General features: G+C 63.8%; 23 protein-coding genes and 1 tRNA gene. 15 read left to right on the top strand and 9 right to left on the bottom strand.

Features of this window, described 5'->3' with window-relative positions; genetic code table 11:
• Nucleotides 1-3: 3 nt before the first annotated feature.
• Nucleotides 4-1,842, bottom strand: coding sequence for a Cdc6/Cdc18 family protein (locus HTIA_RS07060; RefSeq protein ID WP_008526108.1), 1,839 nt, complete (start codon nt 1,840-1,842; stop codon nt 4-6).
• Between the two features lie 1,156 nt (nt 1,843-2,998).
• Here HTIA_RS07060 and HTIA_RS07055 point away from each other — a divergent pair.
• The 5 genes from HTIA_RS07055 (at nt 2,999) to HTIA_RS07035 (ending at nt 8,984) form a co-directional block, all read left to right on the top strand.
• Nucleotides 2,999-3,640 carry a GTP-binding protein gene (locus HTIA_RS07055; protein WP_008526109.1) on the top strand — a complete coding sequence of 214 codons (642 nt, stop codon included), beginning with the start codon at nt 2,999-3,001 and terminating at the stop codon, nt 3,638-3,640.
• Between the two features lie 6 nt (nt 3,641-3,646).
• Nucleotides 3,647-4,033, top strand: a complete 387-nt coding sequence (locus HTIA_RS07050) for a DUF2073 domain-containing protein (protein WP_008526110.1) — start codon at nt 3,647-3,649, stop codon at nt 4,031-4,033.
• Entirely contained in the window at nt 4,033-4,899 is an 867-nt protein-coding gene (locus HTIA_RS07045; RefSeq protein WP_008526111.1) for an OapC/ArvC family zinc-ribbon domain-containing protein, read from the top strand. The genes HTIA_RS07050 and HTIA_RS07045 overlap by 1 nt, the downstream gene beginning before the upstream one ends.
• A gap of 86 nt (nt 4,900-4,985) precedes the next feature.
• Entirely contained in the window at nt 4,986-5,411 is a 426-nt protein-coding gene (locus HTIA_RS07040) for a PPC domain-containing DNA-binding protein (RefSeq protein WP_008526112.1), read from the top strand.
• Nucleotides 5,412-8,984 (top strand): DNA polymerase II large subunit, encoded by a 3,573-nt coding sequence (locus HTIA_RS07035; protein ID WP_008526113.1) that lies wholly within the window; start codon nt 5,412-5,414, stop codon nt 8,982-8,984.
• A gap of 28 nt (nt 8,985-9,012) precedes the next feature.
• On the opposite strand, the gene HTIA_RS07030 is transcribed toward HTIA_RS07035, so the two are convergent.
• A complete protein-coding gene (locus HTIA_RS07030; protein WP_008526114.1) occupies nt 9,013-9,474 on the bottom strand; it encodes a hypothetical protein in 462 nt (153 codons plus the stop codon).
• A gap of 103 nt (nt 9,475-9,577) precedes the next feature.
• Between HTIA_RS07030 and HTIA_RS07025 the strand changes: the two genes are divergently transcribed.
• The 3 genes from HTIA_RS07025 to HTIA_RS07015 all read left to right on the top strand — a co-directional run bounded on the left by HTIA_RS07025 (nt 9,578) and on the right by HTIA_RS07015 (nt 11,324).
• A complete protein-coding gene (locus HTIA_RS07025; RefSeq protein WP_008526115.1) occupies nt 9,578-9,868 on the top strand; it encodes a hypothetical protein in 291 nt (96 codons plus the stop codon).
• Nucleotides 9,869-9,957: 89 nt separating this feature from the next.
• Complete coding sequence (locus HTIA_RS07020; RefSeq protein ID WP_008526116.1) at nt 9,958-10,431, top strand: TRAM domain-containing protein; 474 nt, start codon at nt 9,958-9,960, stop codon at nt 10,429-10,431.
• Between the two features lie 107 nt (nt 10,432-10,538).
• Nucleotides 10,539-11,324 carry an SDR family oxidoreductase gene (locus HTIA_RS07015; RefSeq protein ID WP_008526117.1) on the top strand — a complete coding sequence of 262 codons (786 nt, stop codon included), beginning with the start codon at nt 10,539-10,541 and terminating at the stop codon, nt 11,322-11,324.
• A gap of 16 nt (nt 11,325-11,340) precedes the next feature.
• On the opposite strand, the gene HTIA_RS07010 is transcribed toward HTIA_RS07015, so the two are convergent.
• The 4 genes from HTIA_RS07010 to HTIA_RS06995 all read right to left on the bottom strand — a co-directional run bounded on the left by HTIA_RS07010 (nt 11,341) and on the right by HTIA_RS06995 (nt 14,372).
• Entirely contained in the window at nt 11,341-11,547 is a 207-nt protein-coding gene (locus HTIA_RS07010) for a hypothetical protein (RefSeq protein WP_008526118.1), read from the bottom strand.
• Between the two features lie 71 nt (nt 11,548-11,618).
• The gene (locus tag HTIA_RS07005) at nt 11,619-13,232 is read right to left on the bottom strand and encodes a hypothetical protein (protein ID WP_008526119.1); all 1,614 of its coding nucleotides are present in this window, start codon (nt 13,230-13,232) and stop codon (nt 11,619-11,621) included.
• The gene (locus tag HTIA_RS07000) at nt 13,229-13,984 is read right to left on the bottom strand and encodes an ABC transporter ATP-binding protein (RefSeq protein ID WP_008526121.1); all 756 of its coding nucleotides are present in this window, start codon (nt 13,982-13,984) and stop codon (nt 13,229-13,231) included. The genes HTIA_RS07005 and HTIA_RS07000 overlap by 4 nt, the downstream gene beginning before the upstream one ends.
• An 82-nt stretch (nt 13,985-14,066) precedes the next feature.
• The gene (locus HTIA_RS06995; RefSeq protein WP_008526122.1) at nt 14,067-14,372 is read right to left on the bottom strand and encodes a DUF7091 family protein; all 306 of its coding nucleotides are present in this window, start codon (nt 14,370-14,372) and stop codon (nt 14,067-14,069) included.
• A gap of 165 nt (nt 14,373-14,537) precedes the next feature.
• Here HTIA_RS06995 and HTIA_RS06990 point away from each other — a divergent pair, with 165 nt between their 5' ends.
• The 3 genes from HTIA_RS06990 (at nt 14,538) to HTIA_RS06980 (ending at nt 16,584) form a co-directional block, all read left to right on the top strand.
• Nucleotides 14,538-15,473: a replication protein A gene (locus HTIA_RS06990; RefSeq protein WP_008526124.1), complete on the top strand. Its 936-nt coding sequence runs from the start codon at nt 14,538-14,540 to the stop codon at nt 15,471-15,473.
• The gene (locus tag HTIA_RS06985; protein ID WP_008526125.1) at nt 15,473-16,087 is read left to right on the top strand and encodes an RPA family protein; all 615 of its coding nucleotides are present in this window, start codon (nt 15,473-15,475) and stop codon (nt 16,085-16,087) included. The genes HTIA_RS06990 and HTIA_RS06985 overlap by 1 nt, the downstream gene beginning before the upstream one ends.
• A 68-nt stretch (nt 16,088-16,155) precedes the next feature.
• Complete coding sequence (locus HTIA_RS06980) at nt 16,156-16,584, top strand: ribbon-helix-helix protein, CopG family (protein ID WP_008526127.1); 429 nt, start codon at nt 16,156-16,158, stop codon at nt 16,582-16,584.
• A gap of 9 nt (nt 16,585-16,593) precedes the next feature.
• On the opposite strand, the gene HTIA_RS06975 is transcribed toward HTIA_RS06980, so the two are convergent.
• Both HTIA_RS06975 and HTIA_RS06970 read right to left on the bottom strand, forming a co-directional pair.
• Complete coding sequence (locus HTIA_RS06975) at nt 16,594-17,046, bottom strand: DUF5814 domain-containing protein (RefSeq protein WP_008526129.1); 453 nt, start codon at nt 17,044-17,046, stop codon at nt 16,594-16,596.
• A 75-nt stretch (nt 17,047-17,121) separates the two neighbouring features.
• On the bottom strand, nt 17,122-17,589 hold the full coding sequence (locus HTIA_RS06970) for a type IV pilin (protein WP_008526131.1): 468 nt from the start codon (nt 17,587-17,589) through the stop codon (nt 17,122-17,124).
• A gap of 421 nt (nt 17,590-18,010) precedes the next feature.
• Here HTIA_RS06970 and HTIA_RS06965 point away from each other — a divergent pair.
• Nucleotides 18,011-18,082: transfer RNA gene (locus tag HTIA_RS06965), tRNA-His, on the top strand.
• A 514-nt stretch (nt 18,083-18,596) separates the two neighbouring features.
• Nucleotides 18,597-18,986: an HNH endonuclease gene (locus HTIA_RS17130; RefSeq protein ID WP_242401910.1), complete on the top strand. Its 390-nt coding sequence runs from the start codon at nt 18,597-18,599 to the stop codon at nt 18,984-18,986.
• A gap of 93 nt (nt 18,987-19,079) precedes the next feature.
• On the opposite strand, the gene HTIA_RS06955 is transcribed toward HTIA_RS17130, so the two are convergent.
• The gene (locus tag HTIA_RS06955) at nt 19,080-19,364 is read right to left on the bottom strand and encodes a spore germination protein GerW family protein (protein ID WP_275040298.1); all 285 of its coding nucleotides are present in this window, start codon (nt 19,362-19,364) and stop codon (nt 19,080-19,082) included.
• A 218-nt stretch (nt 19,365-19,582) separates the two neighbouring features.
• Between HTIA_RS06955 and leuS the strand changes: the two genes are divergently transcribed.
• Both leuS and HTIA_RS06945 read left to right on the top strand, forming a co-directional pair.
• On the top strand, nt 19,583-22,252 hold the full coding sequence (gene leuS / locus HTIA_RS06950; RefSeq protein ID WP_008526140.1) for a leucine--tRNA ligase: 2,670 nt from the start codon (nt 19,583-19,585) through the stop codon (nt 22,250-22,252).
• A 258-nt stretch (nt 22,253-22,510) separates the two neighbouring features.
• Entirely contained in the window at nt 22,511-25,378 is a 2,868-nt protein-coding gene (locus tag HTIA_RS06945; protein ID WP_008526142.1) for a DUF1508 domain-containing protein, read from the top strand.
• Nucleotides 25,379-25,434 lie beyond the last annotated feature (56 nt).

The raw sequence follows: 25,434 nt of genomic DNA, 5'->3' as shown, positions 1-25,434 counted from the left end.
TCGTCACTGATCGAAGCGGGCCTGAATGAACGGCTGGACGTCCTCGATGTCGCCGAGTCGCGAATCCGAGTGCAGCACGGCCTCGGTTTCGTCTAGGGGAACGGAGAGACTGATCTCCTTGGTGCGGCCGTAGCGGCCCTTCGAGACGACGACGGCGTTGACGATCCCGAGCATGTCGAGTTCGGAGATGAGGTCGGTGACCCGTCGCTGGGTGAGGACGTCGGCGTCGATCTCCTCACAGAGACGCTTGTAGATGTTGTACACCTCGCCGGTGTTGATGTTGTGGACGCCGTTTTTCTCTAAGAGGATGATCGCGAAGAGAACGAGTTTGCTCTGGGTGGGCAAGGTGCGGACGACTTCGACGACCCGATCGAGTTCGATCTTCTCCTGGGCCTGCCGGACGTGGTCCTCGGCGACACGGTCGATCTGACCACGTTCGGCGAGTTCGCCCGCCGTCCGGAGGAGATCGAGTGCCCGGCGCGCGTCACCATGCTCCTGGGCCGCAAAGGCCGCACACAGCGGGATGACGTCCTCCGAGAGCGCGTCGTCCTTGAACGCGACGTCCGCGCGAGCCTGGAGGATGTCCCGGAGCTGGTTTGCGTCGTACGGCGGGAAGACGATCTCCTCCTCGCCGAGGCTGGACTTGACGCGGGGGTCCAGAAAGTCAGTGAACTTCAGGTCGTTGGAGATCCCGATGATCGAGACCCGTGAATTCTCGAGTTCGTTGTTCATCCGCGAGAGATTGTAGAGAGTGTCGTCGCCGCTCTTCTCGACGAGTTTGTCGATCTCGTCGAGCATGATCACGACGACGCGTTCGGTGTAATCGACGGCGTCGAAGAAGGTGCTGTAGACGCGGTCGGTCGGCCACCCCGTCATCGGGACTGTCTCGAAGGAGTCCAGATCCGCCTCGAGGGAGTCGATCTCGCCGTCGACGGCTTCAAGCGTGGCGAACTCCGTCCCGTCAAGTGCGCTCGGATCGTCCTCGGCGCGTTCTTTCAGTGCTTCGAGTTCGTCGAGGCGGTTCTCGATGTGGTCTTCGTTGTTCTCGATGAAGGTGTTTGCGAGCTGTGCGAGCACACGATACTGTGTGTCGGTCACCTCGCAGTTGATGTACTCGACGTCACAGGGCACCTCGTACTTCTCGGAGGTGCGTTCGAGTTCCTCGCTGACGAACTTCGCACTCGCGGTCTTGCCCGTACCTGTCTTCCCGTAGATGAGGATATTCGAGGGTGTGTCTCCGCGGAGCGCGGCGACGAGAATCGTCGCCATGTTGTTGATCTGTTCCTCGCGATGGGGAAGCTTCCGTGGCGTGTAGGAAGGTCGGAGGACCTCCTTGTTCTCGAAGATCGGCTCCCCGCTGAGGAGGTCGTCGAAGAGCCCACGCGAGGCTTCGTCGGTGTCTTCGTCGTCTTCGAAGACGATTTCGTCGAGTAGATCCTCGTCGATCGAGCCAGCCGCGTTCGACGGGGTGTCTTCGACCGACGTGCCAAGCGAGGCATCCGACGAGCGTGTCGTCCAGTCGTCGTCGATAGGGACATCATCCTCGACGGCGGGGACGGACTGACTGTCCTCGTCCTGGTCGACGGCGGGGACGGACTGACTGTCCTCGTCCTGACCCGAAACCGGTCCAGGATCGGGACCGACTGACCCAGATTTTCCGGGGCTGGCCGGATCAGCCTCGCTATCGGCATCGTCGATTGGCTGATCGACTGTGTGAGCAGCCGCGTCGGTGGATGGTGACGCTGACTCCTCGGGGATCGGGCCGGTCCCGACCGACCCGGTTGCATCGCCGTCTCCACTGTCCTCGGCGTGTGTCTCGGATTCGTCGTCGGTGCCTTGCATGTGATTTCAATCCCCCTTCTTTCAGGTGGAGATTCGCCCGCAGATCCGAAATACTGGCCGAAAACGGCCTGTAGCGTCGAAATACCGGAATGCGAGACGATGTCCTCTGTGCAGTTGAACCAGAACAACGGGTGGGTGAGACGCTATTAAAAATTTCGGTTCAGGTTGTGCCCAGTCGATCGTAAAGAATGAGCGCACGGCCATATCGTTGCAGAGAACGAAATGGGGTAACAGGGAACGAAATGGGGTAACAGGGATGCAGAAAACGAAATAGAGTAACAGGGAACGAAATAGGTAAACAGTCATGCGGCAGCTTTGATGAGGCTCGTCCACAGAGAGGGAGTGGCCCGACCGATCTCGAAAAATGAAACAGAAGCCACCGATCGAATCAACGAGTCGATGAGAGACACCCCACGAGTGAGACTTCCGACGAGAGAGCCCCCACCCCCCACCCCTTCGTTTCGAGTGGAACGGCCAGCACACCCGGGTGGGGGGTCTCAGCAACGCGGGACGATAGTCTAGAATGACAGGGTTTTATAACTCATTAGGTGAAACTGTATCCGTACGACGAAACTAAAACGTTTATTGAGATAATCTATACTGTCTAGTAGTAAATAGTACTACGTACGACTAGAACAAAAGTACTAGATCTAGCTAGACGTTTGATGTCGATCGTTCCAACGGTGTGCGTTATTTTCCAATGCGGATCTATCCGCCGAATTGGACCATCTCTCGTTCTCCGTCGTCTCCAACTGGCCCCCTTCGCACTCGAATAGGTGGCCACGATAATCCGTTATATACTGCTGTACACTGAATATCTCTCAGATTTCTGTTGTCTTTTCTCCAGCGAACAATGGATCGCGACCGAGCTCGACTGTTCGTCGATTCTCACGGAATTCCGCCTTTCCAGTCGATCGGCTCGTGTCTCCACCGGTGGTCTGGGTCGCTCCACTTGAAACGAAGGGGTGGGGGGTAGGGAAGACAAATAACTACAAGTCATAATGGTTTGCTGTCGGATACCCTCAGCAGACGGGATCGACACCGTCGGATTGTCCGTTCGTTCAGAATTCGTTATATATGTCTGACGTACAGTTAAGTGAATTCGGGAAAGTGTTACGCGCAGATGCCCCGACTCGCTCGGGCGCGGGAGGATAGGATGGGCCTGCTCACAGAACTCAGAGACAGCATTTCACGTGCCGCTTCGAGCCTGTTCTCAGAACAGGATCCGAAACGCATCGGCATCTACGGACCGCCCAACGCCGGCAAGACCACCCTGGCGAATCGGATCGCCCGGGACTGGACCGGCGACGCGGTCGGACCGGAGAGTGCCGTTCCACACGAAACCAGACGCGCGCGCCGCAAGGAGAACGTCGAGATCGAACGCGACGGCAAGTCGGTCCAGATCGACATCGTCGACACACCGGGTGTGACGACCAAGGTCGACTACACCGAGTTCCTCGATCACGACATGGAGAAAGACGACGCCGTCCGTCGATCCCGTGAAGCCACCGAGGGCGTCGCCGAGGCGATGCACTGGCTTCGAGAGGACGTCGACGGCGTCATCTACGTCCTCGACTCCGCCGAGGACCCCTTCACACAGGTCAATACGATGCTGATCGGCATCATCGAGAGTCAGGACTTGCCGGTGTTGATCTTCGCCAACAAGATCGACCTCGAGGATTCGAGCGTCAAGCGCATCAGTAACGCCTTTCCCCAGCACGAGACCGTCCCACTGTCGGCACTCGAAGGCGACAATATGGACGAGGTCTACGACAAGATCGCGGAGTACTTCGGGTGATCGAGGATGGCTGAAGTCACAAACAAACCACGCGACGGCGTCCAGATCGATCTGATCAGCGGCCAGCGGATGGAGGGGATGGCCAGCATGGAGAAGATCCGGATGATCCTGGATGGCGTCCGGGACGGGAACATCGTCGTCTTAGAGGAGGGACTCAGTCCCGACGAGGAGTCACGCCTGATCGAGGTGACGATGACCGAGATCAGTCCGGACGAGTTCAACGGGATCGAGATCGAGACCTACCCCCAGTCAGAGGCCAAAGACAAGAGCCTCCTCGACCGACTGATGGGCAAGGAGTCGACGAAGAAACTCACCGTGATCGGGCCGGCCAACCAGATCGAGACGCTCCACAAGGACGAAACGCTCATCAGCGCCCTCGTCTCCCGGAAATAATGCCCCACCAGTGTACGGAGTGTGGCACGGTCTTCGAAGACGGGTCCACCGAGATGCTCTCGGGGTGTCCGGAGTGTGGCGGCAATACCTTCCAGTACCACCCGGGCGACGCCACCGCGTCCGCCGAGTCAGCGCCCGACGCGGAGCCGCCGGATCGACCCGAACCGGACGATTCCGTCGCTCGGACCGTCGGCAACGCCGCCCAGACGGTCAAGAACTTCATTGGGAGCGACGAACCCACGCCGGGCGTCGATCCCGACGAGGCGGATCCCCTCTCGTCGTGGCCGAGCGAAGCCGAGGAGGACGCGACTACCGATGGGAACATCGCGTCCACCTCTCCTCCCGATCGACCCGAAACAGGGGAATCAGCCGTTGGCGGTCCGGGACCCGAAACAGAGGAATCAGTCGTTGGCGGTCCGGGACCCGAAACAGGGGGATCATTCGTCGGCGGCACGGAGAGCGACGGTGTCAGTGCCGAAACCCGGACAGACTCAAATCCCGGCGACACCGTTCGAACGGCCGGGTTCGAGGACGAAGCCCAGGCATCGGCCCGTTCGGCCGTCGTCTCGCCCGACGAACTCCCGGACTCGGCACGCACCTCGAACGTGGCCGTCGGTTCGAGTGGAGGAAACGCCGGGAACGGCAGTGACGAGCCCCGGGCTGAGCACCCGACGGCGACCGAGGACCGTCCTGATCTCTCCGAACTTCGCGAGGAACTCAACGACCAGTTCGAGTCGATTCGGATCGTCGAACCCGGCCAGTACGAACTCAACCTCATGGAGCTCTACGAGCGCGAGGAGTACATCATCGCGCTCCAGGAGGACGGCCGCTACCAGATCCAGGTCCCCGATACCTGGCGGGACTGACTATCCGGGCCAGCGTTCGCTCCGATTTCGGTTCGTCCCCAGACCCGTGAGCAATCCTTTTTGTCTTCGTCGCCGTGGGTACGCACATGGACTATCGGGAACTCACCGGGTCGCGGGAGTTCGTCGCCAGCATGACCCACGGCGCGGACTGGCGCGGACAGATAGAGGAGTTCGCCCGCAGAGAGGGCATCGGGGCTGCTGTCTTTTTCGGCCTGGGGACCGTTCAGGACGCCGCGATCTGGTACTACGATCAGGACGACGAGGCGTACCGCGAGACGGTCTTCGACGAACCGCTGGAGGTCGCCGCCTGCGTCGGGAACATCTCGCTCGACGTCGACGGTGAACCCTTCGCGCACACGCACGCGGTGCTCTCCCGTGAGGACGGGACGGCGATCGCGGGCCACCTCGACGCGGGAGAGACCTTCATCGGGGAACTGTACGTCCGGACGTTCGAGGAATCGCTCGAACGGGTTCCGGACGAGACGACTGGCGGTGACCTCTGGGCGCTGTAGATGCGCGAGGAAGACGAACGCTACTTCGCGCGGCTGGAAGACGAACTCGACCGGGCGATGGACGTCGCTCGCGAGGCGCGCGAGCGGGGCGGCGATCCGACGACCGACGTCGAGATCCCGGTCGCCAAGGACATGGCCGACCGCGTCGAGAACATCCTCGGCATCGACGGGGTCGCCGAGCGCGTCCGTGATCTCGAGGGCGAAATGTCCCGCGAGGAGGCCGCCCTCGCCCTCGTCGAGGACTTCGTCGAGGGTTCGGTCGGCGACTACGACACGAAGGCGGGCAAGATCGAGGGCGCGGTCCGGACGGCCGTCGCCCTCCTCACGGAGGGGGTCGTCGCCGCGCCGATCGAGGGGATCGACCGCGTCGAGATCCTCGACAACGACGACGGCACCCAGTTCGTCAACGTCTACTACGCCGGCCCGATCCGGTCGGCCGGCGGCACCGCTCAAGCACTCTCCGTACTCGTCGCCGACTACGCCCGGACGCTGCTCGACATCGACGAGTATCACGCCCGGGAAGAGGAGATCGGCCGCTACGTCGAGGAGATCGAACTCTACGACGAGGACACCGGCCTCCAGTACTCGCCCAAGGACAAGGAGACCCGCCACATCGCCGAGAACATGCCGATCATGCTCGACGGTGAGGCCACCGGCGACGAGGAGGTTTCGGGCTACCGGGACCTCGAACGCGTCGACTCCAACAGCGCTCGGGGCGGGATGTGTCTGGTCATGGCCGAAGGGATCGCCCTGAAAGCGCCCAAGATTCAACGCTACACCCGCCAACTCGACGACGTCGAGTGGCCCTGGCTCCAGGCTCTCATCGACGGGACGATCGGCGAAGACACAGACGACGAACCCGAGGAGGCCGACGCGAGTGACGCAGACGAACCCGACGACGTCGAGGACGCTCCAGACGAAACCGAGGGGCCACCCCGAGCCGACCCATCCAAGAAGTACCTTCGGGACCTCATCGCGGGCCGTCCGGTCTTCTCGCACCCGAGCGAATCGGGTGGGTTTCGACTGCGCTACGGCCGCGCACGGAATCACGGGAATGCGACCGCAGGCGTCCATCCGGCGACGATGCACCTCGTCGACGACTTTCTCGCGACCGGGACCCAGATCAAGACCGAGCGCCCGGGGAAGGCCGCGGGCGTCGTCCCCGTCGACACTATCGAGGGACCGACGGTTCGCCTCGCGAACGGCGACGTTCGACGGATCGACGACCCCGAGGAGGCCAAGGAAGTCCGCAACGGCGTCGAGAAAGTCCTCGATCTGGGCGAGTATCTCGTCAACTACGGCGAGTTCGTCGAGAACAACCACCCGCTCGCGCCGGCCTCCTACACCCTCGAGTGGTGGATTCAGGAGTTCGAGGCCGCCGGCGCGGACGTCCAGGCGATGGAAGACTCCGTCGAGATCGACCTCGACGATCCGACGCCGGCGCAAGCCCTCGAGTGGGCCAGAGAGTACGATGCCCCGTTGCACCCGAAATACACCTACGTCTATCACGACGTGAGCGTCGAGGCGATCGACGCGCTGGCCGACGCAATCGCCGAGGGCGAAATCGTCACCGGCGACGGTGCGGCGGCCGAGCCACCGGCCGGGAAGGAGGCAACCGAGACCGCCACGACCGGCGACCTCGTCCTCCCGCGGAGTGAGACCGCCACGCGGACCCTCGAATCGCTGCTGGTCGAACACACCCAGACAGACGCCTCGCTCATCGTCCCGACCTGGCGACCGCTCGTCGAGACGCTGGGCTTTGCGGACGGCCTCTCGCGGACGTGGACGATCGAGGACCTCTCGGAACGCGCCCGGGGCTACGACGATGGCGACAACGCCATCGAGGCCGTCAACGAGATCGCTCCCTTCGACGTCCGCGAGCGAGCTCCGACCCGGATCGGCAACCGGATGGGCCGCCCCGAAAAGTCCGAGGAACGGGAACTCTCGCCGGCCGTCCACACGCTGTTCCCGATCGGCGAAGCGGGCGGCAACCAGCGCGACGTCGCGAAGGCGGCGGGTCACGCCGACGAAATGGGTGACGCACCCGGTGAGGTCGATCTAGAAGTGGGCCGCCGGCGGTGTACCGACTGCGCCACCGAAACCTACCAGGCGCGATGTCCCGACTGTGGCGGGACCACCGAGACGGTCTACGTCTGCCCGGACTGCGACCGCGAGGTCGAACCCGACGAGTCCGGCCGCGCCGAGTGCCCGCGGTGTGAGACGCTGGCTTCACCGACCCGGACGACGACGATAGACGTCGGCGAGGTCTACCAGCAGGCGATGGAGTCAGTCGGCGAGCGCGAGGTCGCCTTCGACGTGCTCAAGGGCGTCAAGGGGCTCACGTCGGAGGAGAAGACCCCCGAACCGATGGAGAAGGGCGTCCTCCGGGCCAAACACGACATCAGCGCGTTCAAGGACGGGACGGTCCGCTACGACATGACCGACCTCCCGGTCACCTCGGTCCGGCCGGCCGAACTCGACGTCACCGTCGAGCAGTTCCGCGAGTTAGGCTACGAGCAAGACATCCGCGGCGATCCGCTCGTCCACGACGATCAACTGGTCGAACTCAACGTCCAGGACGTCGTCCTCTCGGATGGCGCGGCCGAACACATGCTCAAGACCGCGGACTTCATCGACGACCTCCTCGAGTCGTACTACGGTCTCGAGCCCTACTACGAACTCGAGGATCGCGACGACCTCGTCGGCGAACTCGTCTTCGGGATGGCACCCCACACCAGCGCGGCGACCGTCGGCCGCGTCATCGGGTTTACTTCGGCTGCGGTGGGGTACGCACACCCCTATTTCCACGCCGCGAAACGCCGAAACTGTGACGGAGATGAAGACTGTGTAATGCTTCTGCTTGATGGACTTTTGAATTTTAGTGTAAAATATCTGCCAAATCAACGCGGTGGTCGGATGGACGCACCGTTAGTCATGTCCTCCCGGATCGACCCGGCCGAGATCGACGACGAGGCCCACAACATCGACATCGTCGAGGAGTATCCCCTGGAACTGTACGAGGCGACCCGCGAGATGGCCCATCCCGAAGAGGTCGACGTCAAGATCGCGGAGGACACCCTGGGCACTGAGGACGAATACACTGGCTTCGCCCACACCCACGACACCAGCAACATCGCCCTCGGGCCGGATCTCTCGGCGTACAAGACGCTGGGATCGATGGAGGACAAGATGGACGCTCAGCTCGAGATCTCCCGGAAACTTCGGGCGGTCGACGAGACCGACGTCGCCGAGCGCATCATCGAGTATCACTTCCTGCCGGATCTGATCGGGAACCTGCGAGCGTTCTCTCGCCAGGACGTCCGGTGTCTGGAGTGTGGTGAGAAGTACCGCCGGATGCCACTCACTGGCACCTGCCGAGAGTGTGGCGGCGACGTGAACCTGACCGTCCACGAGGGGTCGGTCAACAAGTACATCGATACGGCCACGCGCGTGGCCGAGGAGTTCGGGGCCCGGGAGTACACCAAACAGCGCCTGGAGATCCTGGATCGGTCGATCAAGCGCGTCTTCGAGGACGATACGAGCAAACAGACGGGGATCGGCGACTTCATGTGACGGACGGGAGGTCACTGCAGTCAGGCACTCACGTCGCGTCGGACTCAGGTTCGAGTCGATAGCGGGTCGTCGGCTGCCCGGAGAACCGCGGGCCGGACCCCGCCGTGGCGAGGTCGGCGGCCTCGGCGGCCTCCCGGACGGCTCGTTCTCCGTCGGGCACCAGCAGTTCGACGGCCATCGCCTCCCCGCGAGCGAACCGGATCGGTTCCTCGAGCAGTCGAGCACACGCCGCCTCGGAGCCGGCGATCTGGGTGATGTGGACGGTCTCGTCGCGAGCGTCGAAGCTCACGAATCCGACGATCGACGACAATTCGTCGTCTCGGGAATCGTCTTCGTGCTCTTCAATGTCGGCCTCAGTCTCGTCAGTGTCGGGATCGACGGCGACGCGAACAGTCCGGTCGTGCACGAGATTTCGCATTACGTCCACGGGCGAGTCAGCCAGTTCCGCCAGGGTATCGGCGTCGGCTTCGACGGCCTCACGAACGTCCATGCGATGGAGTCACGACCCCGACGTAGTTAATCGCTGTGGCGACGGCTGGTTTCGGCGATGCAAGGGCGAGAAACCTAAGTCTCGGGCCTGCCGATCTTCGCGTATGTACGTCTCTCCGGCTGTCCGGTCGATCCGTGAGCACCCATCCGAAGACGGATCGGTTACGCTGCTCGTCCGTGCGGCCGACGACGTCACCGCCATCCGCGACCGGATCGAGGCCGCCGGCGGCACGCTCGAGGAGACCCTGGAGTTCGAGACAGTGGCCGTTTCCGTGCCACAATCTGACGTCGGGGAAATCTGTGAGATCGAGGGGATCGAGTCGATCGAGACTGATCAGACGCTGACGATCGACGCCGATGGCGCGGGCGAAGACGTCTCGACGTCCGGGGAGTAAGCCAATCCGTCACCTGGGATCGACCCGCACGCGGATCGCTGGAGCCAGACGCAAACGTTTTGCGTACCCGCCGACTACGCGGATTCAGCATGGCGAACTGTCCACTCGCCGAGGACTGCCCCGAATTCAACGAGCGGATCCAGGGCATGGGCTGTGCCCACTACGGCGACCGCGGCGGGGCCGAGTGGTGCAACCACTACAACCAGCCGATCTCCGACCTCAAATCCCAGCCGGTCCAGCCCGGCGAGGAAGTCGTCGTCACCGTCGAGGATATCCACGAGAGCGGGGCCGGTGTCGGCCGAACCGAGGACGGCTTCATTCTTCTGATCGATGGGGTACTTCCCGAGGCTCGCGCCCGCGTTCGCGTGACTACTGTCCACTCGAACCACGCCCGGGCCGAGGAGGTCGAGCGACTCCCGCTCGAAGACGAGGAGTCCGAGGATGAGGACGGCGACAACGCCGATGAAGCAAGCGACGAGGACGAATCGGAAGCCGACGACGAGCGTGACGACGGGCCGGAGCGTCCTGAACTCGGGAGCCGCGACAACTTCTGGGGCAGCTGACTCCGTCCGAAGGACTGTCTACCGATCGCTGTTGGTACCGTCGGAATCCGTCGACTGGCAAGTCCCCCGCTCGTGACGCTTTTCTCCCCGGCGACGTACTTCCGGGTATGGATCTGCAACTCGAAGGCAACGTCGCATTGGCGACAGCCGCCACCAGCGGTCTCGGACTCGCGAGCGCCGAGGCACTCGCCGCGGAGGGCGCGGACGTCGTCGTCTGCGGTCGAACTGAATCCCGACTTGATTCCGCCCGCAAACAGCTTGCGGCGGCGGGACCGGGCGACGTCCGGGCGATCGAAGCCGACATCACCGACCCCGATCACGTCGAAGCGCTCGTCGAGGAAACTGTCGAGACCTTCGGCGGGCTGGATCACCTGGTCACGAGCGCCGGCGGGCCGCCGAGCGGGTCGTTCCTCGATACCCCGAACGATGCCTGGTACGACGCCTACGACCTGCTGGTGATGAGCGCCGTCCGGACGACGCGGGCCGCCTATCCGCACCTCAAAGAGAGCGACGCGGGTTCGATCGTCAACATCACGTCCCGGTCGGTTCGGGAGGTCATCGACGACCTCGTGCTCTCGAACGCGGTCCGGCGGGCGGTCATCGGGCTGATGAAAACCCAGGCCCGGGAGTTCGCGCCGGACGTGCGCGTCAACGCCGTCCTACCCGGCGCACACGAGACGGCCCGCATCGAGGAGTTGATCGACGATGCTGTCGATCGTGGCGAGTACGACAGCTACGAGGAGGGGTACGACGACTGGGCGGCGGACGTTCCGATGGGTCGCATTGGCGAGCCGCGGGAACTCGGCGACGTCGTGGCGTTTCTGTCCAGTCCCCGGGCGAGCTTTCTGACGGGCGCGGCCGTCCCGATCGACGGCGGGTCGATGCGGAGTTGAGAACGCATCCGTTCACTCACCGACCGTCGGGCCTGGTCATCGAGAGGGTGAGCATCACGCCGAGGGCGATAAGGGCGACGCCCATCGCCACGACGTAGCCGATCGGCGGCATCCCGCCCCACGGCGGGTTCGGGTAGAAGAAGTCGACGATCAGGACGACGATCGCACTCAGTGCTGCAAGGACCGACAGGGCGAACAGCCAGAACCAGACGAACCCACGCATACACGCGGCTTCTCCGGGTGCCCTATTTTAACTTCCGGGACGGGGTCCTCGGGTCCCGTGTCCGCTTGTGTTCACAGCTCGTCGAGTGTCAGCGTTCGAAACCGCCGGATTGCGTACCAGTACCCGCCGGCAGCGACGAGACCCAGGACCGCTGTATACCCCAGGAGGGCAAGCAACCCGCCGACGAGATTCTGAGTCAGTCCGACCCACAGCAGCGCGAACCCGATCGCGCCGACGAGTATCCCGCCCATGAAGAAGGCGATGGTGACCGCGAGCGAAGGGTGGGCTCGCTCGACGTTCATGTACTCGCGGCGTTCGAACTTCGGGACGGCCGCGCCCAGACCGAGCGCGATCCCCGTCGAAGCGACGGCGAGCACCACGGCGAGCACCGACTGGCCGACGACGAACGCCGGCTCGTGTTCCAGCAGCGCGAGCGGGGTTCCGACGCCGATCCCGACGACCAACCCCAGCACGATCCCGGCGACCATCCGTCCCCGGAGCAGCGGGGCGACCGACGACGTGCTCGAAAACAGCAACGGGAGTTGCTCGCGGTCGTCGCCGAGTGGATTGAGGCAGTACGCGCCACCGGCGAGGATGGCCCCGGCGATGACGGCCGCCGCCGGGCCGATCGAGAGCAGCCTGTGGGGGTCTTCGAGTGCCGTCCCACTCATCCCCATCGCGCCGAACAAAACGGGCGTGAGATGGGCGAGCGTCCGCGGATCGCGTCGCGTCCGGAGCAGGTACCGCCAGGCGATGCGTGTCGAGGGCGTGCGATCGAACAGCCAGGGCACGCTGTGTGTCCCTGAGACACGCTCGCTCGCACTGTCGCCACCGACGTTCCGGACGAGCAGTAGTGTCTCCAGGCGGATCACGGCGACGAACCCCACCGGCACGACGATGACGAGAACGCCGGCGACGACGAGGCCGAGTCCCCCCACTGTCGCGCCCAGCGGTGCGAGTACCAGATTCGCGTAGGCCTGGACCGGCGATCCGGGGAGTATCGCCCCGACAGAGTCGGGTCCGAACGTGCTCCCTTCCTCGAATATCGGATTCAAGACTGCTTGCGTTCCGACGAAAGCGGCGATCGTGAGACCGAGGAACAGCCCCGCACGCACCCACAGCGATAGCTGCACTCGCTCGTTGACGTACCGGACGGCGTCACCGACGAACCGGCCGGCGATCACGCCGGCCGCCAGAAGCGGCAGCGCTCCGACGCCAATCACCACGGGAACGACTGGATTTCCAGCCCCGACGCCGACGCCCACGAGCAACACGAGCCCGGTCGGGACGATCCCGGCCAACCCCTCCACCGTCCGCGTGACGAAGCGACCGATCGACACTGCTGTCGGCGGGATCGACGTCCGAATCAGCGGGCCGACCACGCCGACCCGGGACTGGTTGAACCCGCCCACGGAGCCGACGTAGCCGCCGGCGAACGCGACGCCGAGGTAACTCGCGGCGAGCGTCCCGACCGGCGACGTCCCGGCTGCGAGTTCCCGTCCGAAGCCGGTCGTCTGCTCCCACAGCACCAGCGGAAATCCGATCGCCATCAGGCCGATGACGGCAAAACCGACGAGCTGTCGGCCGTTTCCACGCACGTTCCGGAGCGTCGTGATCAACTCCGTCCGGGAGAGCGTCCACGCCGCTCGCCAGGTTCCCCGTCTCGATTGTTCCTGGGCCGTCATTGCCAGGCGCTCGCGGGATCGCCAGTCAACTCCAGGAAGGCGTCTTCGAGGTCACCGTCGCCGTCAGCACTTCCCGCGGCGAGGCCGTCGGGCGAGCCTTCCGAGACCAGTCGGCCGTCGTAGAGGACGCCCACCCGATCCGCGATCTCCTCGACGACCGGGAGAATGTGCGTCGAGAGGAACACGGTCGTCTCGCTGGCTGCCAGGTCGACGATCAACTCCCGAAGCGCCTTGGCCGCCCGCGGATCGAGACCGGCGGTCGGCTCGTCGAGAAAGACCACGGCGGGGTCGTGGGCGACGGCCTGGATGAACGCCGTCTTCTGTTTCATCCCCTTGGAGTAGCTGTCGATCCGCCGATCGAGGTCCGCCCGGAGGCCCAGAGACTCGGCGACGTCGAGTGCCCGCTCTTCGACCGCGTTCCAGGGAATATCCCGCAGATCCGCGGCGAAGTGCAACTGCTCGCGCCCGGTCAACTCCCGGTACAGCGGTGGTTCCTCCGGAAGCAGCCCGATATGCTCGACGAGACTCGCCCGGTCGGTACAGTGGACGCCGTCGACGAACCCGTCGCCGCTCGTCGGTTCGATCAACCCCGTCAATATCCGCATCGTCGTGGTCTTTCCCGCGCCGTTGGGCCCCAGAAAACCGTAGACGACACCCTCGGGCACGTCGAGGTCTAGTCCGTCGACTGCTATCGTCGCCCCGTAGCGTTTGGTGAGCCCCCTCGCAGTGATCGCGCTCGCGTCCGCTGTCATACCACGTCGTATTCAGCCACTCCTTATAATGGCCCACCCACGGCTGCAGGCGATGCAGTCATCCGGGCTTCGAGCCGTTCGGTCACCGCGAGTCGTTCGGTTCCCACGTCTCGATGGTCCCCGCCCGCACGTCCTCGGCGCACCCCTGGCAGTCAGGGTGCTCGGCGTCGAAGCACTCGGGTCGCCCGTCTTCGTGCACCTGAACGGCCCGCCGCTCGGCGTGTCGCCGGCAGACGATCCGCGCGCGACCGTCCTCGGAGAGCGGGAGATCCGTCCGGGCCGTCTGCTTTGCGTTCTCGTAGGCGCGCCTGGCCTCGGCCAGTTGCCGGCCGGCCGACGCGAGGCTCGATCGCAGGAATCGCGGGAGTCGCTGCCCGTCCTCGGCCATGGTTGGGCTGTGGACGCCCCGCCTATGAATCTTCTCGCCGTGCACCGAACGCTGTCCGCCTCGCTGCGGGAGGTTTCACTTCCGCCACGGTCGCCGCGACTTTATATAGGAGGGCGACCAACTGTCGGGTGTCTCCCATCGAAAACACGCGGAGACAGCACAGCTATGACGGATTTGCATACCCACGCGGAAGAGATACACGAGCAGTTCACAGACCAGCTAGACCTGACCGTCGAGGCGGTCGAGGAACGCCTCGACACGCTGGTCAACGAGTACCAGGTTCCGATCAGTGAGGCCCGTCGAAGCGTCACCAACTCCTACCTCGACGAGGCGGGGCTGGATCGCGAGGACATCGGCGGCGGGAGCGGCGGCAACGAGACCGTCCAGGCCGCCGATGTCGACGCGCCCGAGGAGTGGGTCGACATGACGGCGAAGGTCGTCGAGTTGTGGGAGCCCCGGAGCGACGCCGTCGCCCAGGTCGGCCTGCTGGGCGACGAGACCGGGACGATCAAGTTCACCAAGTGGTCCAAATCCGATCTCCCCGAACTCGCGGAGGGCGGGACCTACCATCTCCGGAATATCGTCACCGACGAGTACCAGGGCCGGTTCTCGGTGAAACTCAACCGGACGACCGTCATCGAGGAGACTGACGAGGAGATCGAGGTCGGCGACGACGCCCTCGAGGTCGAGGGCGCGTTGGTCGACATCCAGAGCGGCAGCGGACTCATCAAGCGCTGTCCCGAGGAGGACTGTACGCGCGTCCTCCAGAACGGCCGGTGTTCCGAACACGGCGAAGTCGAGGGCGAGTTCGACCTCCGGATCAAGGGCGTGCTCGACGATGGTGAGGAGGTCACCGAGGTCATCTTCGATCAGGAAGCCACCGAGGAACTGACTGGCATCGCTCTAGAGGAGGCCAAGGACATGGCGATGGACGCCCTGGATACGAGCGTCGTCGTCGAGGAGATGCAGGGGACGATCATGGGGCGGTACTACCGCGTCGAGGGGCCGACCTTCGGGCGGTACCTGCTGGCCGACGAGGTCGAGACGCTGACCGAGGCGGTCGATCCTGAAGCGACGCTGATCAAAGCGAGGTCGATATAATGGCAGCCACACCGACTCGAGAGGTCGCCCATCGCGTGTTCGCGGGCGAGTTCAACGACGCGACCTACACGTTCAAGGAGAGCGACGACGACCGTGCGCCGGTGTACGTCCTCTTGCCGACGGGCGAGCGCGCCAATCGCGTCTTCGTCGTCGGCACCCTGACCGAGACCGAGGACGTCGGCGAGGACAGCGAGTACTGGCAGGGGCGGATCGTCGACCCGAACGGCGACACCTACTTCGCCTACGCCGGGCAGTACCAGCCCGACGCCGCCTCGATGCTGCGGGAACTCGAACCGCCGGCGTACGTCTCCATCGTCGGCAAGCCACGGACCTACGAGACCGACGACGGCGAGGTCAACGTCTCGATCCGGCCGGAGTCGATCACGCCGGTCGACGAGACGACCCGGAATCGCTGGGTGGTCGAGACGGCCGAGCGGACGCTCGAGCGCGTCCAGAATTATGCGGAGGCTGACCCGACCCAGGACGACTACGCGGCCGACGAGTACGTCCAGATGGCCCACGACGAGTACGAACCGGCGGTCGAGAACTACCGACGGCTCGTCGTCGAGGCCTTAGAGAGCTTAGAGGAGGAGACGGCCGAACCCGAGGTCTGAGCCCCTCTGACTTGCTCCCACCGTCTGACAAATAATTAAGTAGGTGGGCCGACGATTTCCCGCCAACAATGAGCAACAAGAACAAGACCATCTCCTTTCGGGTCAGCGAGGAGAAGTTCGAGACCCTCCGGGAGATCGCCGAGGAGCGAGACATCTCGCTGTCGGCGGTCTTCCGGGATTACGTCGACATGCTCGTCGATCACAGCGGGAAAGTCGAAGTCATCCCGGAGCACAAACTCAACGGCGGGGCCGAGAGCGACGACGAGAGCTTCCCGCCCAAGGTCGAGGTCCCCAAGTCGTTCATCCGCGAGCACGAGCGCCTCGAACTCGAATCCGATCACCTCCGGGAGCAACTCGAGGAGTACAAACGCTACGTGACGAAGCTTCGGGAGGAGGTCAACGGCGGCGAGGACATCGTCCTGCTCGAGGATCTGGACGGCGACGACGAGGAGGAGGAATCCGCCTACCGGATCGGCGAGTTCGACGAGCCAGTCTAAATTTCTCCGCTACAGCAACTGCTCGCGCCTGCTTTGAGCCTGCCTGGCCGCGTCCGTCTCTCCCTCGACGTCCGCCAGTGATTCGACGGCTTCCAGCGTCCGGACCGCGCCGTCGAGAAACGAGAGGACGTCGCCGGGATAGGCATACAGCATGTAGTCGTCGCCCATCACGTCGACGATGGCGTCCGGGCCGAGGCCGTCGGCGCGCAACTCCAGGAGGTAGCGGACGAACTTCTCCTCTGGGTGACCACAGTGGGGGGCCGACTGGCAGTCACAGTCCATGAAGTCCTCGGCGAAATCCAGCACGCGGTCCCGGGTCGCGTCGTCGAGCTTGCCCAGGTTCTCGCCGTGAAAGAGAACGTCCAGCGTCGCGCCGGCGAAGGCACTCTTCGGGAACGATGTCTCCAGCTGGGAGACGAGCTGGCGGTGGTTCTTGATGTAGATCTTGTCCGTGATCGCCACGATAGACGAACTGTGGTGGTGATCGGTCAAAAGCGTCTCGGAGGCAGGTCGCCGAGAATCGCTGCTCAGGACTCCTTACGGTGACCAGGTGTCGACTAGCTGGGTTTGGGTGGTACTGGGCGACTCCCAGATGATTCGAACTTCCTTGATCGAGCCTACATTGACGGTTCTACCAAGGTGTTTGTCTGGGGGAGAGACGCTGCTCGTATAATCAATGTTCCATTGATCGCCGGCAGTCATCTCGCTACCGCTGTAGTGTTCGTCCATCCCTGCCTGGTGTAGTCCTCCTGTACTCATCTCGACTTCGACTCTATACTCCGACAGGGACAGGGCCTCTCCACCGTCGTGGACGATGCTGAGCCACCCCGTAGAGTTTTCGAATTCCAGCCGTGCGTTGTCGGGCCCGGACTCCGATGGACCCATGTTCATCACGAACGTGCCGATAACGGCCGCTAGAATCACGGTAATAGCGACCATCAAAATGACGCCGATCACCGGCGAGACGGCCCGACACACCACCGCTCTACCCTTCCGAAATGACATTTCAAACTATGAATTTTCTGCCCTGTATAAAAATTTACTGAATTCTAATACAAACGTACGATCTCCCAACAGCTGGGTTCGAAATCGAACCGGATAGAGACGTCTTCATTGCGTTGCGCGCGACTGCCAGGATTCGATTCTCTGCGGATTTCTGCGGCTCGTGGTTTGTTCGCCCCAGACTGCTCGCGGGTCACTTCGCTCCCCGCTCGCAGAAATCGAGATCGCTCAGGAATTCACGATCTCGCGAGGTCCGGGTGCGAGAATCGAACCCGACTCTCGGGGCTTGTCTCGGCACGGGCTGGTTCGCGTCTCCGTGTCTACACACTCGGGAGTGGCTGAACGTCGGGACAGCGTGACAGCGCCCGAATGAGTCGTAACGTATTTGAACGACAGCGAGATAGATGAAACTGCTCTCAGCGTGTCCGGGTTGGGGTAGTGGTTATCCTTCAGCCTTGTGGAGGCTGAGAGGCGGGTTCAATTCTCGCACCCGGACCTTATTTCCACGATCTAACAGTGTGAATTATATCTGAGGCTGACGGCTCTCGTTTATCACTCGGTGAGGTGCCACAGTACTTGTGCAGGAATTTCAGTGTCCGACGTGTGAACGCGTGTTCGAAACGAGGCGTGGTCTTGGTGTCCATCACAGTCGTCGCCACGGTGAGCAATTGCCGAATCGAGAGTGTGCTGAATGTGGCGAACAGTTTTACTGTGAGTACGAGAAAAAATACTGTTCGGAGGACTGTCGATCGAAGGCGATATCGTTCGCAGGCGAACACAATCCGAACTACTCCGGTGGCAAAGAGACGACGACCTGCGACAGCTGTGGCACGGAATTTGAGTACTACTCCTCCGAGAAAGAAGGGGTTCTATGCAGTACTTGCGTCGAATCTGTCTCATGGCGGGAATTGCCCGACATCGACGGACCGGCTAATCCACGCTGGAACGGTGGGAAAGTGACGGTATCGTGTGACGTTTGCGGGACGACCGTCGAACGATATCCAAGTGAGATGGACAGTGAAGTGACCCTCTGTAGTCCAGACTGTCGCCACGAATGGCTCTCCGATGCTTTCAGCGGTGATGGTCATCCAAACTGGCGAGGTGGTGACACCGGAAACTACGGTCAGGGATGGAACGCAGTCCGCCGCGAAGCGCTCGAACGCGACGAATACGAGTGCGTACACTGTGGAATTGGCTCCGAAAGTCTCGGTCGGAATCCCGATGTCCACCATATCATCCCGGTTCGAGCGTTTGTCAAATCAAATAGGCATGAGAAAACAGACGCCCACACCATCGACAATGTCGTTTCCCTGTGTCCGTCCTGCCATCGCCGGGCGGAGTTCGGAAATATCGAAGCGGCCACACTCCGGGCGGAAGCAAATATTGTGAATTCGGACTGATGTTCCAGCTGATTTCACTCACGTGTCGCTCGGAGTAGCCATCCCCCCACAACCCCTTCGTTTCCACTCGAAATTCGTTCACATGCCCACCAGTCACTCACGCACTCGTCCGAGTAGCCACCCGACTGCACCGCCGAGGACGGCCGCGCCGAATAGCCGCTTTCGATCGTCGAACCGGACGAAACGGGTATGTTCATCGGTTATCTCTAATGCGCCGATTGGTTTTGCGACGACGCCGCCCCCGCCGCCCCCGCCCGAACCGCTCGACGTATTCCCGTCTTCTCCGCTCGCGTCGCCGCTCGATCCCTCGCCGAATCCACCGCCGAAGCCGTAGGCGACGCTGGCCACGGGGACGACAGTCCGCCCCTCTCGTTCGATCGATGTGCCGTAGACAGTCTCGACGCCGGCGTGCTCTCGGATCGTCTCGATCGCCGCAGTAGCTGTATCGGGTAGTTCCAGGGTCGCTCTGTGGTGACGTGCCCGGACGGCATAACCGTTCCCTCGAAGGGCCTGGCTGGATTGGTCCGTTCCGCCCGATGTGGAGCCACCCCGGAAGAGAAAGGTATAGCAGTATCCCCCTCTCAGATGGGGCCAAGATGGCCACAGAGCACGATCAGCGCGATCACGGGTTCGATCACACGGAGATCGAACCCGCCTGGCAGGACGAATGGGCGGAGGCGGACATCTTCCGCATCCCGGACGACGCCGAGGATCCGGCGTACGTCCTGGCGATGTTCCCCTACACGTCGGGGAACCTCCACATGGGTCACGTCCGCGTCTACACGATCACCGACGCGTTCGCCCGCTTCGAGCGCATGCGCGGCGAGGAGGTCCTCCACCCGATGGGGTGGGACTCCTTCGGGCTCCCCGCCGAGAACGCCGCCGAGGAACGCGACACCAACCCCAGAGACTGGACGCTGTCCTGCATCGACTCGATGCGCGAGCAACTCTCCCGGATGGGCTTTGGCTACGACTGGGAGCGGGAACTCGCGACCTGTGATCCTGACTACTATCGCTGGAACCAGTGGCTGTTCGAACGCTTCCACGAGGAAGGACTTGTCGAACGCCAGGGTTCCGAGTTGAACTGGTGTCCCTCGTGTGAGACCGTGCTGGCGGACGAACAGGTCGAAGGCGAAGACGAGGTGTGCTGGCGGTGTGAGACGCCGATCGAGACCCGCGAGATGGACCAGTGGTTCCTCTCGATCACCGATTACGCCGAGGAACTCTACGAGTCCTTGGACGACTTGGACGGCTGGCCCAGCAACGTCCGGGAGATGCAGCGCAACTGGATCGGCAAACAGGAGGGCGCGAGCGTCGCCTTCGAGATCCCCGGCTACGGCGAGGTCGACATCTTCACGACACGCTTGGACACCATCTACGGCGCGACGTACTTCTCGCTCGCGCCGGGCCACCCCGTCGCCCAGGAGATCGCCGACGACAACGACGAGGTCGCCGAGTACGTCGAGATGGCCGAGGAAGCCGACGAGGACGACCTCGACGTGACCTCGGGCGTGTTCACCGGCGAGTACGCGATCAATCCGGCGACGGGCGAGGAGATCCCGGTCTACGTCGCCGACTACGTGCTGACCGACATCGGGACGGGCGCGCTCTATGCGGTCCCGGCCCACGACGACCGCGACCACGAGTTCGCCCAGGCTCACGACATCGAGATCCAGCAGGTCGTCGAACCCACGGCGGACGCCGAGGTCGATCCAGCGGACGTGGACGTCCAGGAGGCAGCCTACACGGAAGACGGTCACCTCGTCAACAGCGGCGAGTTCGACGGCCTCACCAGCGCGGAGGCCCGCGATCGGTTCGTCGAGGTCTTCGACGGCGAGCACCACACGGAGTACAACCTGCGGGACTGGGGCATCTCCCGGCAGCGCTACTGGGGGACGCCGATCCCGATGGTCTGGTGTGACGACTGCGGCGCAGTGCCCGTCCCCGAGGAGGATTTGCCGGTCGAACTCCCCGAGTTCGTCCACACGACCGGCAATCCCCTCGACGCCGCCGAGGAGTGGAAGCACGTCGAGTGTCCCGAGTGTGGTGGCGACGCCGTCCGGGAGACCGACACGATGGACACCTTCATCGGGTCGTCGTGGTACTTCCTGCGATACGCTTCGCCGGACCTCGAAGACGCGCCGTTCGACAGCGAGCGAGCCAGCGACTGGCTGCCCGTCGACCAGTACGTCGGCGGGATCGAACACGCGACGATGCACCTCATCTACGCGCGGTTCTTCACGAAGGTGCTCGACGACGTGGACCTGCTCGATGGCGTCCGCGAACCCTTCGAGAACCTGACTAATCAGGGCATGGTGCTCGGCGAGGACGGCAACAAGATGTCCAAGAGCCGTGACAACGGCGTCTCGCCGACCCGGATCATCGAGGAGTACGGCGCGGACACGGCTCGACTGTTCATCATGGAGGCCGCCCAGCCCGAGAAGGAGTTCGCCTGGAGCGCCGAAGGCGTCCGCTCGGCCCACGATTTCCTCCAGAGTCTCTACACGCTCGCCCTCGAGTATGCACGGGGCGACGTCGCGACCGGTGGTGACACCACCATCGCCGAGTACGTCGACCGCGAGATCGCGGCGACGGCAGCCCGCGCCACGACCGAGTACGAGGACTTCCGGTTCAACCACGCTCTGCAGGCGGTCCGGGAACTCGTCTCGCTGCTCCGGCGCTATCGGGAGGTCACGGCTGTCGATCCAGCGACCTTCGAGGACGGACTCCTGGCCGCGACGAAGCTGCTCGCGCCGGTCGCACCGCACGTCGGCGAGGAGATCTGGGACGCACTCGGCGGAGAGGGCTTACTCGCCGAGGCCGCCTGGCCCGACAGCGAGGCACCCGCCGACTACGCCCTCGAACGCCGCCTGATCGAGGACACCCGCGAGGACGTCCGTGACATCGTCGAGACGGTCGGCATCGCGGATCCCGAGACGATCACGCTCGCGCTCGCCCCCGCGTGGATGCACGAAGTCGCAGACGTCGCCCGCGACGCTGACAACGTCGTCCCGGCCGTCATGCAGAACGAGGATCTCCAGCAACATGGCGAGGACGCGGCCGATTACGCGAAGGACCTGGCTGGCCGGGGCCACGTCGAGGCGTTCCTGGCTCCCGAGCGGGAACTTGCAGCCCTCGAGCGGGCCGCCTGGCTGATTGAACGCGAGTTCGACGCCGACGTGACTGTGTTGGCCGCCGAGGACGCACCTGACGACCTGGCCGGCAAGGCCGAACCCGGCCGCCCGGCGATCGACATCGCCGAGTGACTGATCGGGCCACAGTCCCGACACTGTATTTTCGCTTCTCGTCGTCGATAGCTGTTCGGAACACGTCTTGCGGTGGTCCGGTCGACGGACTACTACGGCCCGGTGTCCAACAGCACCGTCTCACGTTCGATAGTTCGTTTTACATTCTTTCTGATACAGTGTGTTTACCCGATATACGATACGATCTTTTTCGACCCGTGCACCCGTGAAAGGTGTCGTATATTTATTTAGTCCTGTTTGGATATACGGTATGTACTCATGGCAATCGGGGACATTCGAGACCAGAAACTCGTCGAACTGTACCACCGGTACATCGGGGAACCGGAGTCGAAACGTGACGTCTACGGGTATTGGTTGTTGCTTCTCGGGAGTGTCACGGGACTGCTCGGTGTGTTCGTCTTCCAGATCGAGCAACTCTTCTTCCCGGGGAATTTCGAGGTGCGGGAGATCGCGATCGTGCTTTCGGCGATCGGGCTGGCACTCGGGCTGTTTGCCGTCGTCGTGCTCCTGCCGGTCCGCCGGCGTGGCACCCAGGCGAGCGTGCTCGGCCTCGCGATCGCCTTCCTCAGTATCTTCGCCTTCACGCAAGTCTATCCGGGTGCCTGGACGGTCGGGCCGTCCTACAGCGCCGAAATCATCGCGCTGTACACGCTGGGCATCGGGATCCTCGTCGCCGTCGCGATCCTCGTTCCGATCGTCACCGGGGAGAAGGGGCTGCTGGTCGAACCCGAGCTGGGACTCGGATCCGAGGAAGCACCGATACTCGTGGGTGACGCCACCCGGGACGCATTCTTCACGATCTACGAGACGCCGACCAACGACTGGACCTGGCGGACGATCCGCCGCGACGCGATCGGCCAGGCCGCCACGACCGTCGCGACGGACACCGACGCGCGCATGGAAGTCGAGACCGTGCGCGAGAAGATAGCGGGGGCCGGGCTACTCGACATCACGACGGCGGCGTTCCGGCTGTACCGGACGGCCGAGGGTGTCTGGGAGTGGTCGCTGGTCACGGCCGAGGGGAGTATCGTCGCGGCCAGCGACGGCCCCTACGCGGACCGGGACGCGATCGAGTCCGCGGTCAACTTCCTGAAAGAGGAGACGCCGGATGCCAGCCGTCTCGAGATTCAGGGGGCCGCCTACGACGTCTCCCGTGACGAGGGCGACCGCTGGCACTGGCGGCTCATCGACGAACGTCACCGGCCGCTGGCTGTGGGGCCGGACGACTACGGCGAGGAGTCAGCTGCCGAGGACAGTATCGACCGCTTCGTCGCGGGGGTCGACGATCCGCGTGTCCTGACCGTCGAGACGGTCGCGATCGAACTGTTCGGCGACGGTGATGCCTGGCGCTTTCGGGTCGTCGACAGCGAGGACGACACGTTGGTGACGAGCGACGCGACCTTCGATTCGCGGGGCGACGCCGAGACAGCCGCGACCGTCGTCGCCGAGAACCTTTCGGAGGCCGCCGTCATCGAACACGGGTCTCCCGGGTTCGAAGTCTACGAAACGGACGGCTGGTCGGACGCCGGTGCCGAATCCGCGTCCGCGGCGGGGTGGACGTGGCGACTGCGTGACCGGGCCGACGAGATCGTCGCCACCATGCACGGTCGCTCGATCGACGAGGCCGACGCCACGGCGAGCGCCGAACGCACGCGGTCTGTCCTCGAAGCGACCGAGACGATCGAGTTCGAGGGGGCCGACTACGAGGTCTATCCCGGCGGCGAGGCGTGGCACTGGCGGCTGGTCTCGGCCGAACGGGACGTCCTGGCCGACAGTACCGTCCCATTCGACGATCGGGAGTCGGCCGAGGCGGCGGCCGACCGCGTTCGCGAGCAGGCCCTGGCCGCCGACCTCATCGAGTTCGACCAAGCTGCCTTCCAGCAGTACGAGTCCGACGGCGAGTGGCGCTGGCGGCTCATCGACGAGGACGGCATCGTGATGGCCGACAGCGGCGAGTCCTACGAGGACAAAAGCGAAGTCATGGAAGGGATGCGCACACTCAAGGAGAACGCGCCCGACGCGGAGGTCTTGGAGATCGAGACCGCCGCCTTCGAGATATACCTGAGTGAGGGCGGCGAGTACGCCTGGCGACTCATCGACGAGGGGGGCAAACTCATCGCCGAGAGTGCCCGGTCGTATCCCTCCCGCATGCTGGCCCGTGAGTCCGTCGAGTTCCTGATCGAGCACGTCGACGACGCGGCCGTTCGGGCGATGGAACACGCGACCTTCCAGTTGACCAGCGACGAGGAGACCTGGGGCTTCTGGCTGGTCGACACCGACGGCACGATCCTCGCCGAGTCCGTCGAGGACTATCCCACCTACGACGACGTGACCACAGCGATTGCGAACGTCCGGGAGGCAGGAGCCGACGCCGCAATCGACACGATGCGGGAGGTCACGGTCCAGATTCGCCAGAACGCCGGGTATCACTGGCGACTCATCGACCGGGATCGCAGCCTCCTCGCCGACGGCGAGCGGACCTACGAGACGCGGACCGCCGCCGAGGCGGACGTCGACCGTCTCCTCTCGAACGCGGCCGACGCCCCCGTCTTCGACATCGGCCGCGGCGTCGTCTGGATCGACCGCCGCGAAGACGGCTGGCGGTGGCGACTCGTCGACGCCGACCGGACGGACCTCGCTGTGAGTCCCCAGCCCTACGAGCGCTACGAGGGACTCGTCGACGACGTCGAGACGGTCCAGGCTCAGGCCGGCGACGCCGATCGGCTGGACATCGAGACCCTCGCCTTCGAGCCCTACGCGGCCGACCTCCCGGACGAGTCCGCCGGCGAGGCGGGTGGCGGCGACGGCGTCTGGCGGTGGCGACTCATCGACGAGGACGAGACGGTGCGGGCGGTGAGTGCGGGCAGCTACGAGAGCCGCGATGCGGTCGACGACGCGATCGAGACGGCCCGCAAGACGACCGAGTCGGCGAGCATCCTCGAGATCGACGAGGTCTCCTTCGAGTTCGCCCAGCGCGACGACGGCTGGATCTGGCGGCTCATCGACGAGAACGGCGCGGCGATCGCCGAGAGCGTCGAGGCCCACGACACTCGCCAGTCTGCCCGCGAGGAGATGCTCACCGTCAAGGAACACGCCCCAGAGGGCGAGGCCGTCGTCTCCTGGTAACCTTTCGGGCCCGACCGTTCCACCTTCGAGCGGGACAACCGGCCACTTGTATCGAG

This window comes from Halorhabdus tiamatea SARL4B (assembly GCF_000470655.1).
GTDB lineage: Archaea > Halobacteriota > Halobacteria > Halobacteriales > Haloarculaceae > Halorhabdus > Halorhabdus tiamatea.
This window is presented reverse-complemented; position numbering and strand designations above follow the sequence as displayed.

Excerpts from the sequence above, each read along its gene's own strand:
- HTIA_RS07060 (WP_008526108.1), bottom strand. The coding sequence starts at position 1,842 with ATGCAAGGCACCGACGACGAATCCGAGACACACGCCGAGGACAGTGGA.
- HTIA_RS07055 (WP_008526109.1), top strand. The coding sequence starts at position 2,999 with ATGGGCCTGCTCACAGAACTCAGAGACAGCATTTCACGTGCCGCTTCG.
- HTIA_RS07050 (WP_008526110.1), top strand. The coding sequence starts at position 3,647 with ATGGCTGAAGTCACAAACAAACCACGCGACGGCGTCCAGATCGATCTG.
- HTIA_RS07045 (WP_008526111.1), top strand. The coding sequence starts at position 4,033 with ATGCCCCACCAGTGTACGGAGTGTGGCACGGTCTTCGAAGACGGGTCC.
- HTIA_RS07040 (WP_008526112.1), top strand. The coding sequence starts at position 4,986 with ATGGACTATCGGGAACTCACCGGGTCGCGGGAGTTCGTCGCCAGCATG.
- HTIA_RS07035 (WP_008526113.1), top strand. The coding sequence starts at position 5,412 with ATGCGCGAGGAAGACGAACGCTACTTCGCGCGGCTGGAAGACGAACTC.
- HTIA_RS07030 (WP_008526114.1), bottom strand. The coding sequence starts at position 9,474 with ATGGACGTTCGTGAGGCCGTCGAAGCCGACGCCGATACCCTGGCGGAA.
- HTIA_RS07025 (WP_008526115.1), top strand. The coding sequence starts at position 9,578 with ATGTACGTCTCTCCGGCTGTCCGGTCGATCCGTGAGCACCCATCCGAA.
- HTIA_RS07020 (WP_008526116.1), top strand. The coding sequence starts at position 9,958 with ATGGCGAACTGTCCACTCGCCGAGGACTGCCCCGAATTCAACGAGCGG.
- HTIA_RS07015 (WP_008526117.1), top strand. The coding sequence starts at position 10,539 with ATGGATCTGCAACTCGAAGGCAACGTCGCATTGGCGACAGCCGCCACC.
- HTIA_RS07010 (WP_008526118.1), bottom strand. The coding sequence starts at position 11,547 with ATGCGTGGGTTCGTCTGGTTCTGGCTGTTCGCCCTGTCGGTCCTTGCA.
- HTIA_RS07005 (WP_008526119.1), bottom strand. The coding sequence starts at position 13,232 with ATGACGGCCCAGGAACAATCGAGACGGGGAACCTGGCGAGCGGCGTGG.
- HTIA_RS07000 (WP_008526121.1), bottom strand. The coding sequence starts at position 13,984 with ATGACAGCGGACGCGAGCGCGATCACTGCGAGGGGGCTCACCAAACGC.
- HTIA_RS06995 (WP_008526122.1), bottom strand. The coding sequence starts at position 14,372 with ATGGCCGAGGACGGGCAGCGACTCCCGCGATTCCTGCGATCGAGCCTC.
- HTIA_RS06990 (WP_008526124.1), top strand. The coding sequence starts at position 14,538 with ATGACGGATTTGCATACCCACGCGGAAGAGATACACGAGCAGTTCACA.
- HTIA_RS06985 (WP_008526125.1), top strand. The coding sequence starts at position 15,473 with ATGGCAGCCACACCGACTCGAGAGGTCGCCCATCGCGTGTTCGCGGGC.
- HTIA_RS06980 (WP_008526127.1), top strand. The coding sequence starts at position 16,156 with ATGAGCAACAAGAACAAGACCATCTCCTTTCGGGTCAGCGAGGAGAAG.
- HTIA_RS06970 (WP_008526131.1), bottom strand. The coding sequence starts at position 17,589 with ATGTCATTTCGGAAGGGTAGAGCGGTGGTGTGTCGGGCCGTCTCGCCG.
- HTIA_RS17130 (WP_242401910.1), top strand. The coding sequence starts at position 18,597 with ATGGACAGTGAAGTGACCCTCTGTAGTCCAGACTGTCGCCACGAATGG.
- leuS (WP_008526140.1), top strand. The coding sequence starts at position 19,583 with ATGGCCACAGAGCACGATCAGCGCGATCACGGGTTCGATCACACGGAG.
- HTIA_RS06945 (WP_008526142.1), top strand. The coding sequence starts at position 22,511 with ATGGCAATCGGGGACATTCGAGACCAGAAACTCGTCGAACTGTACCAC.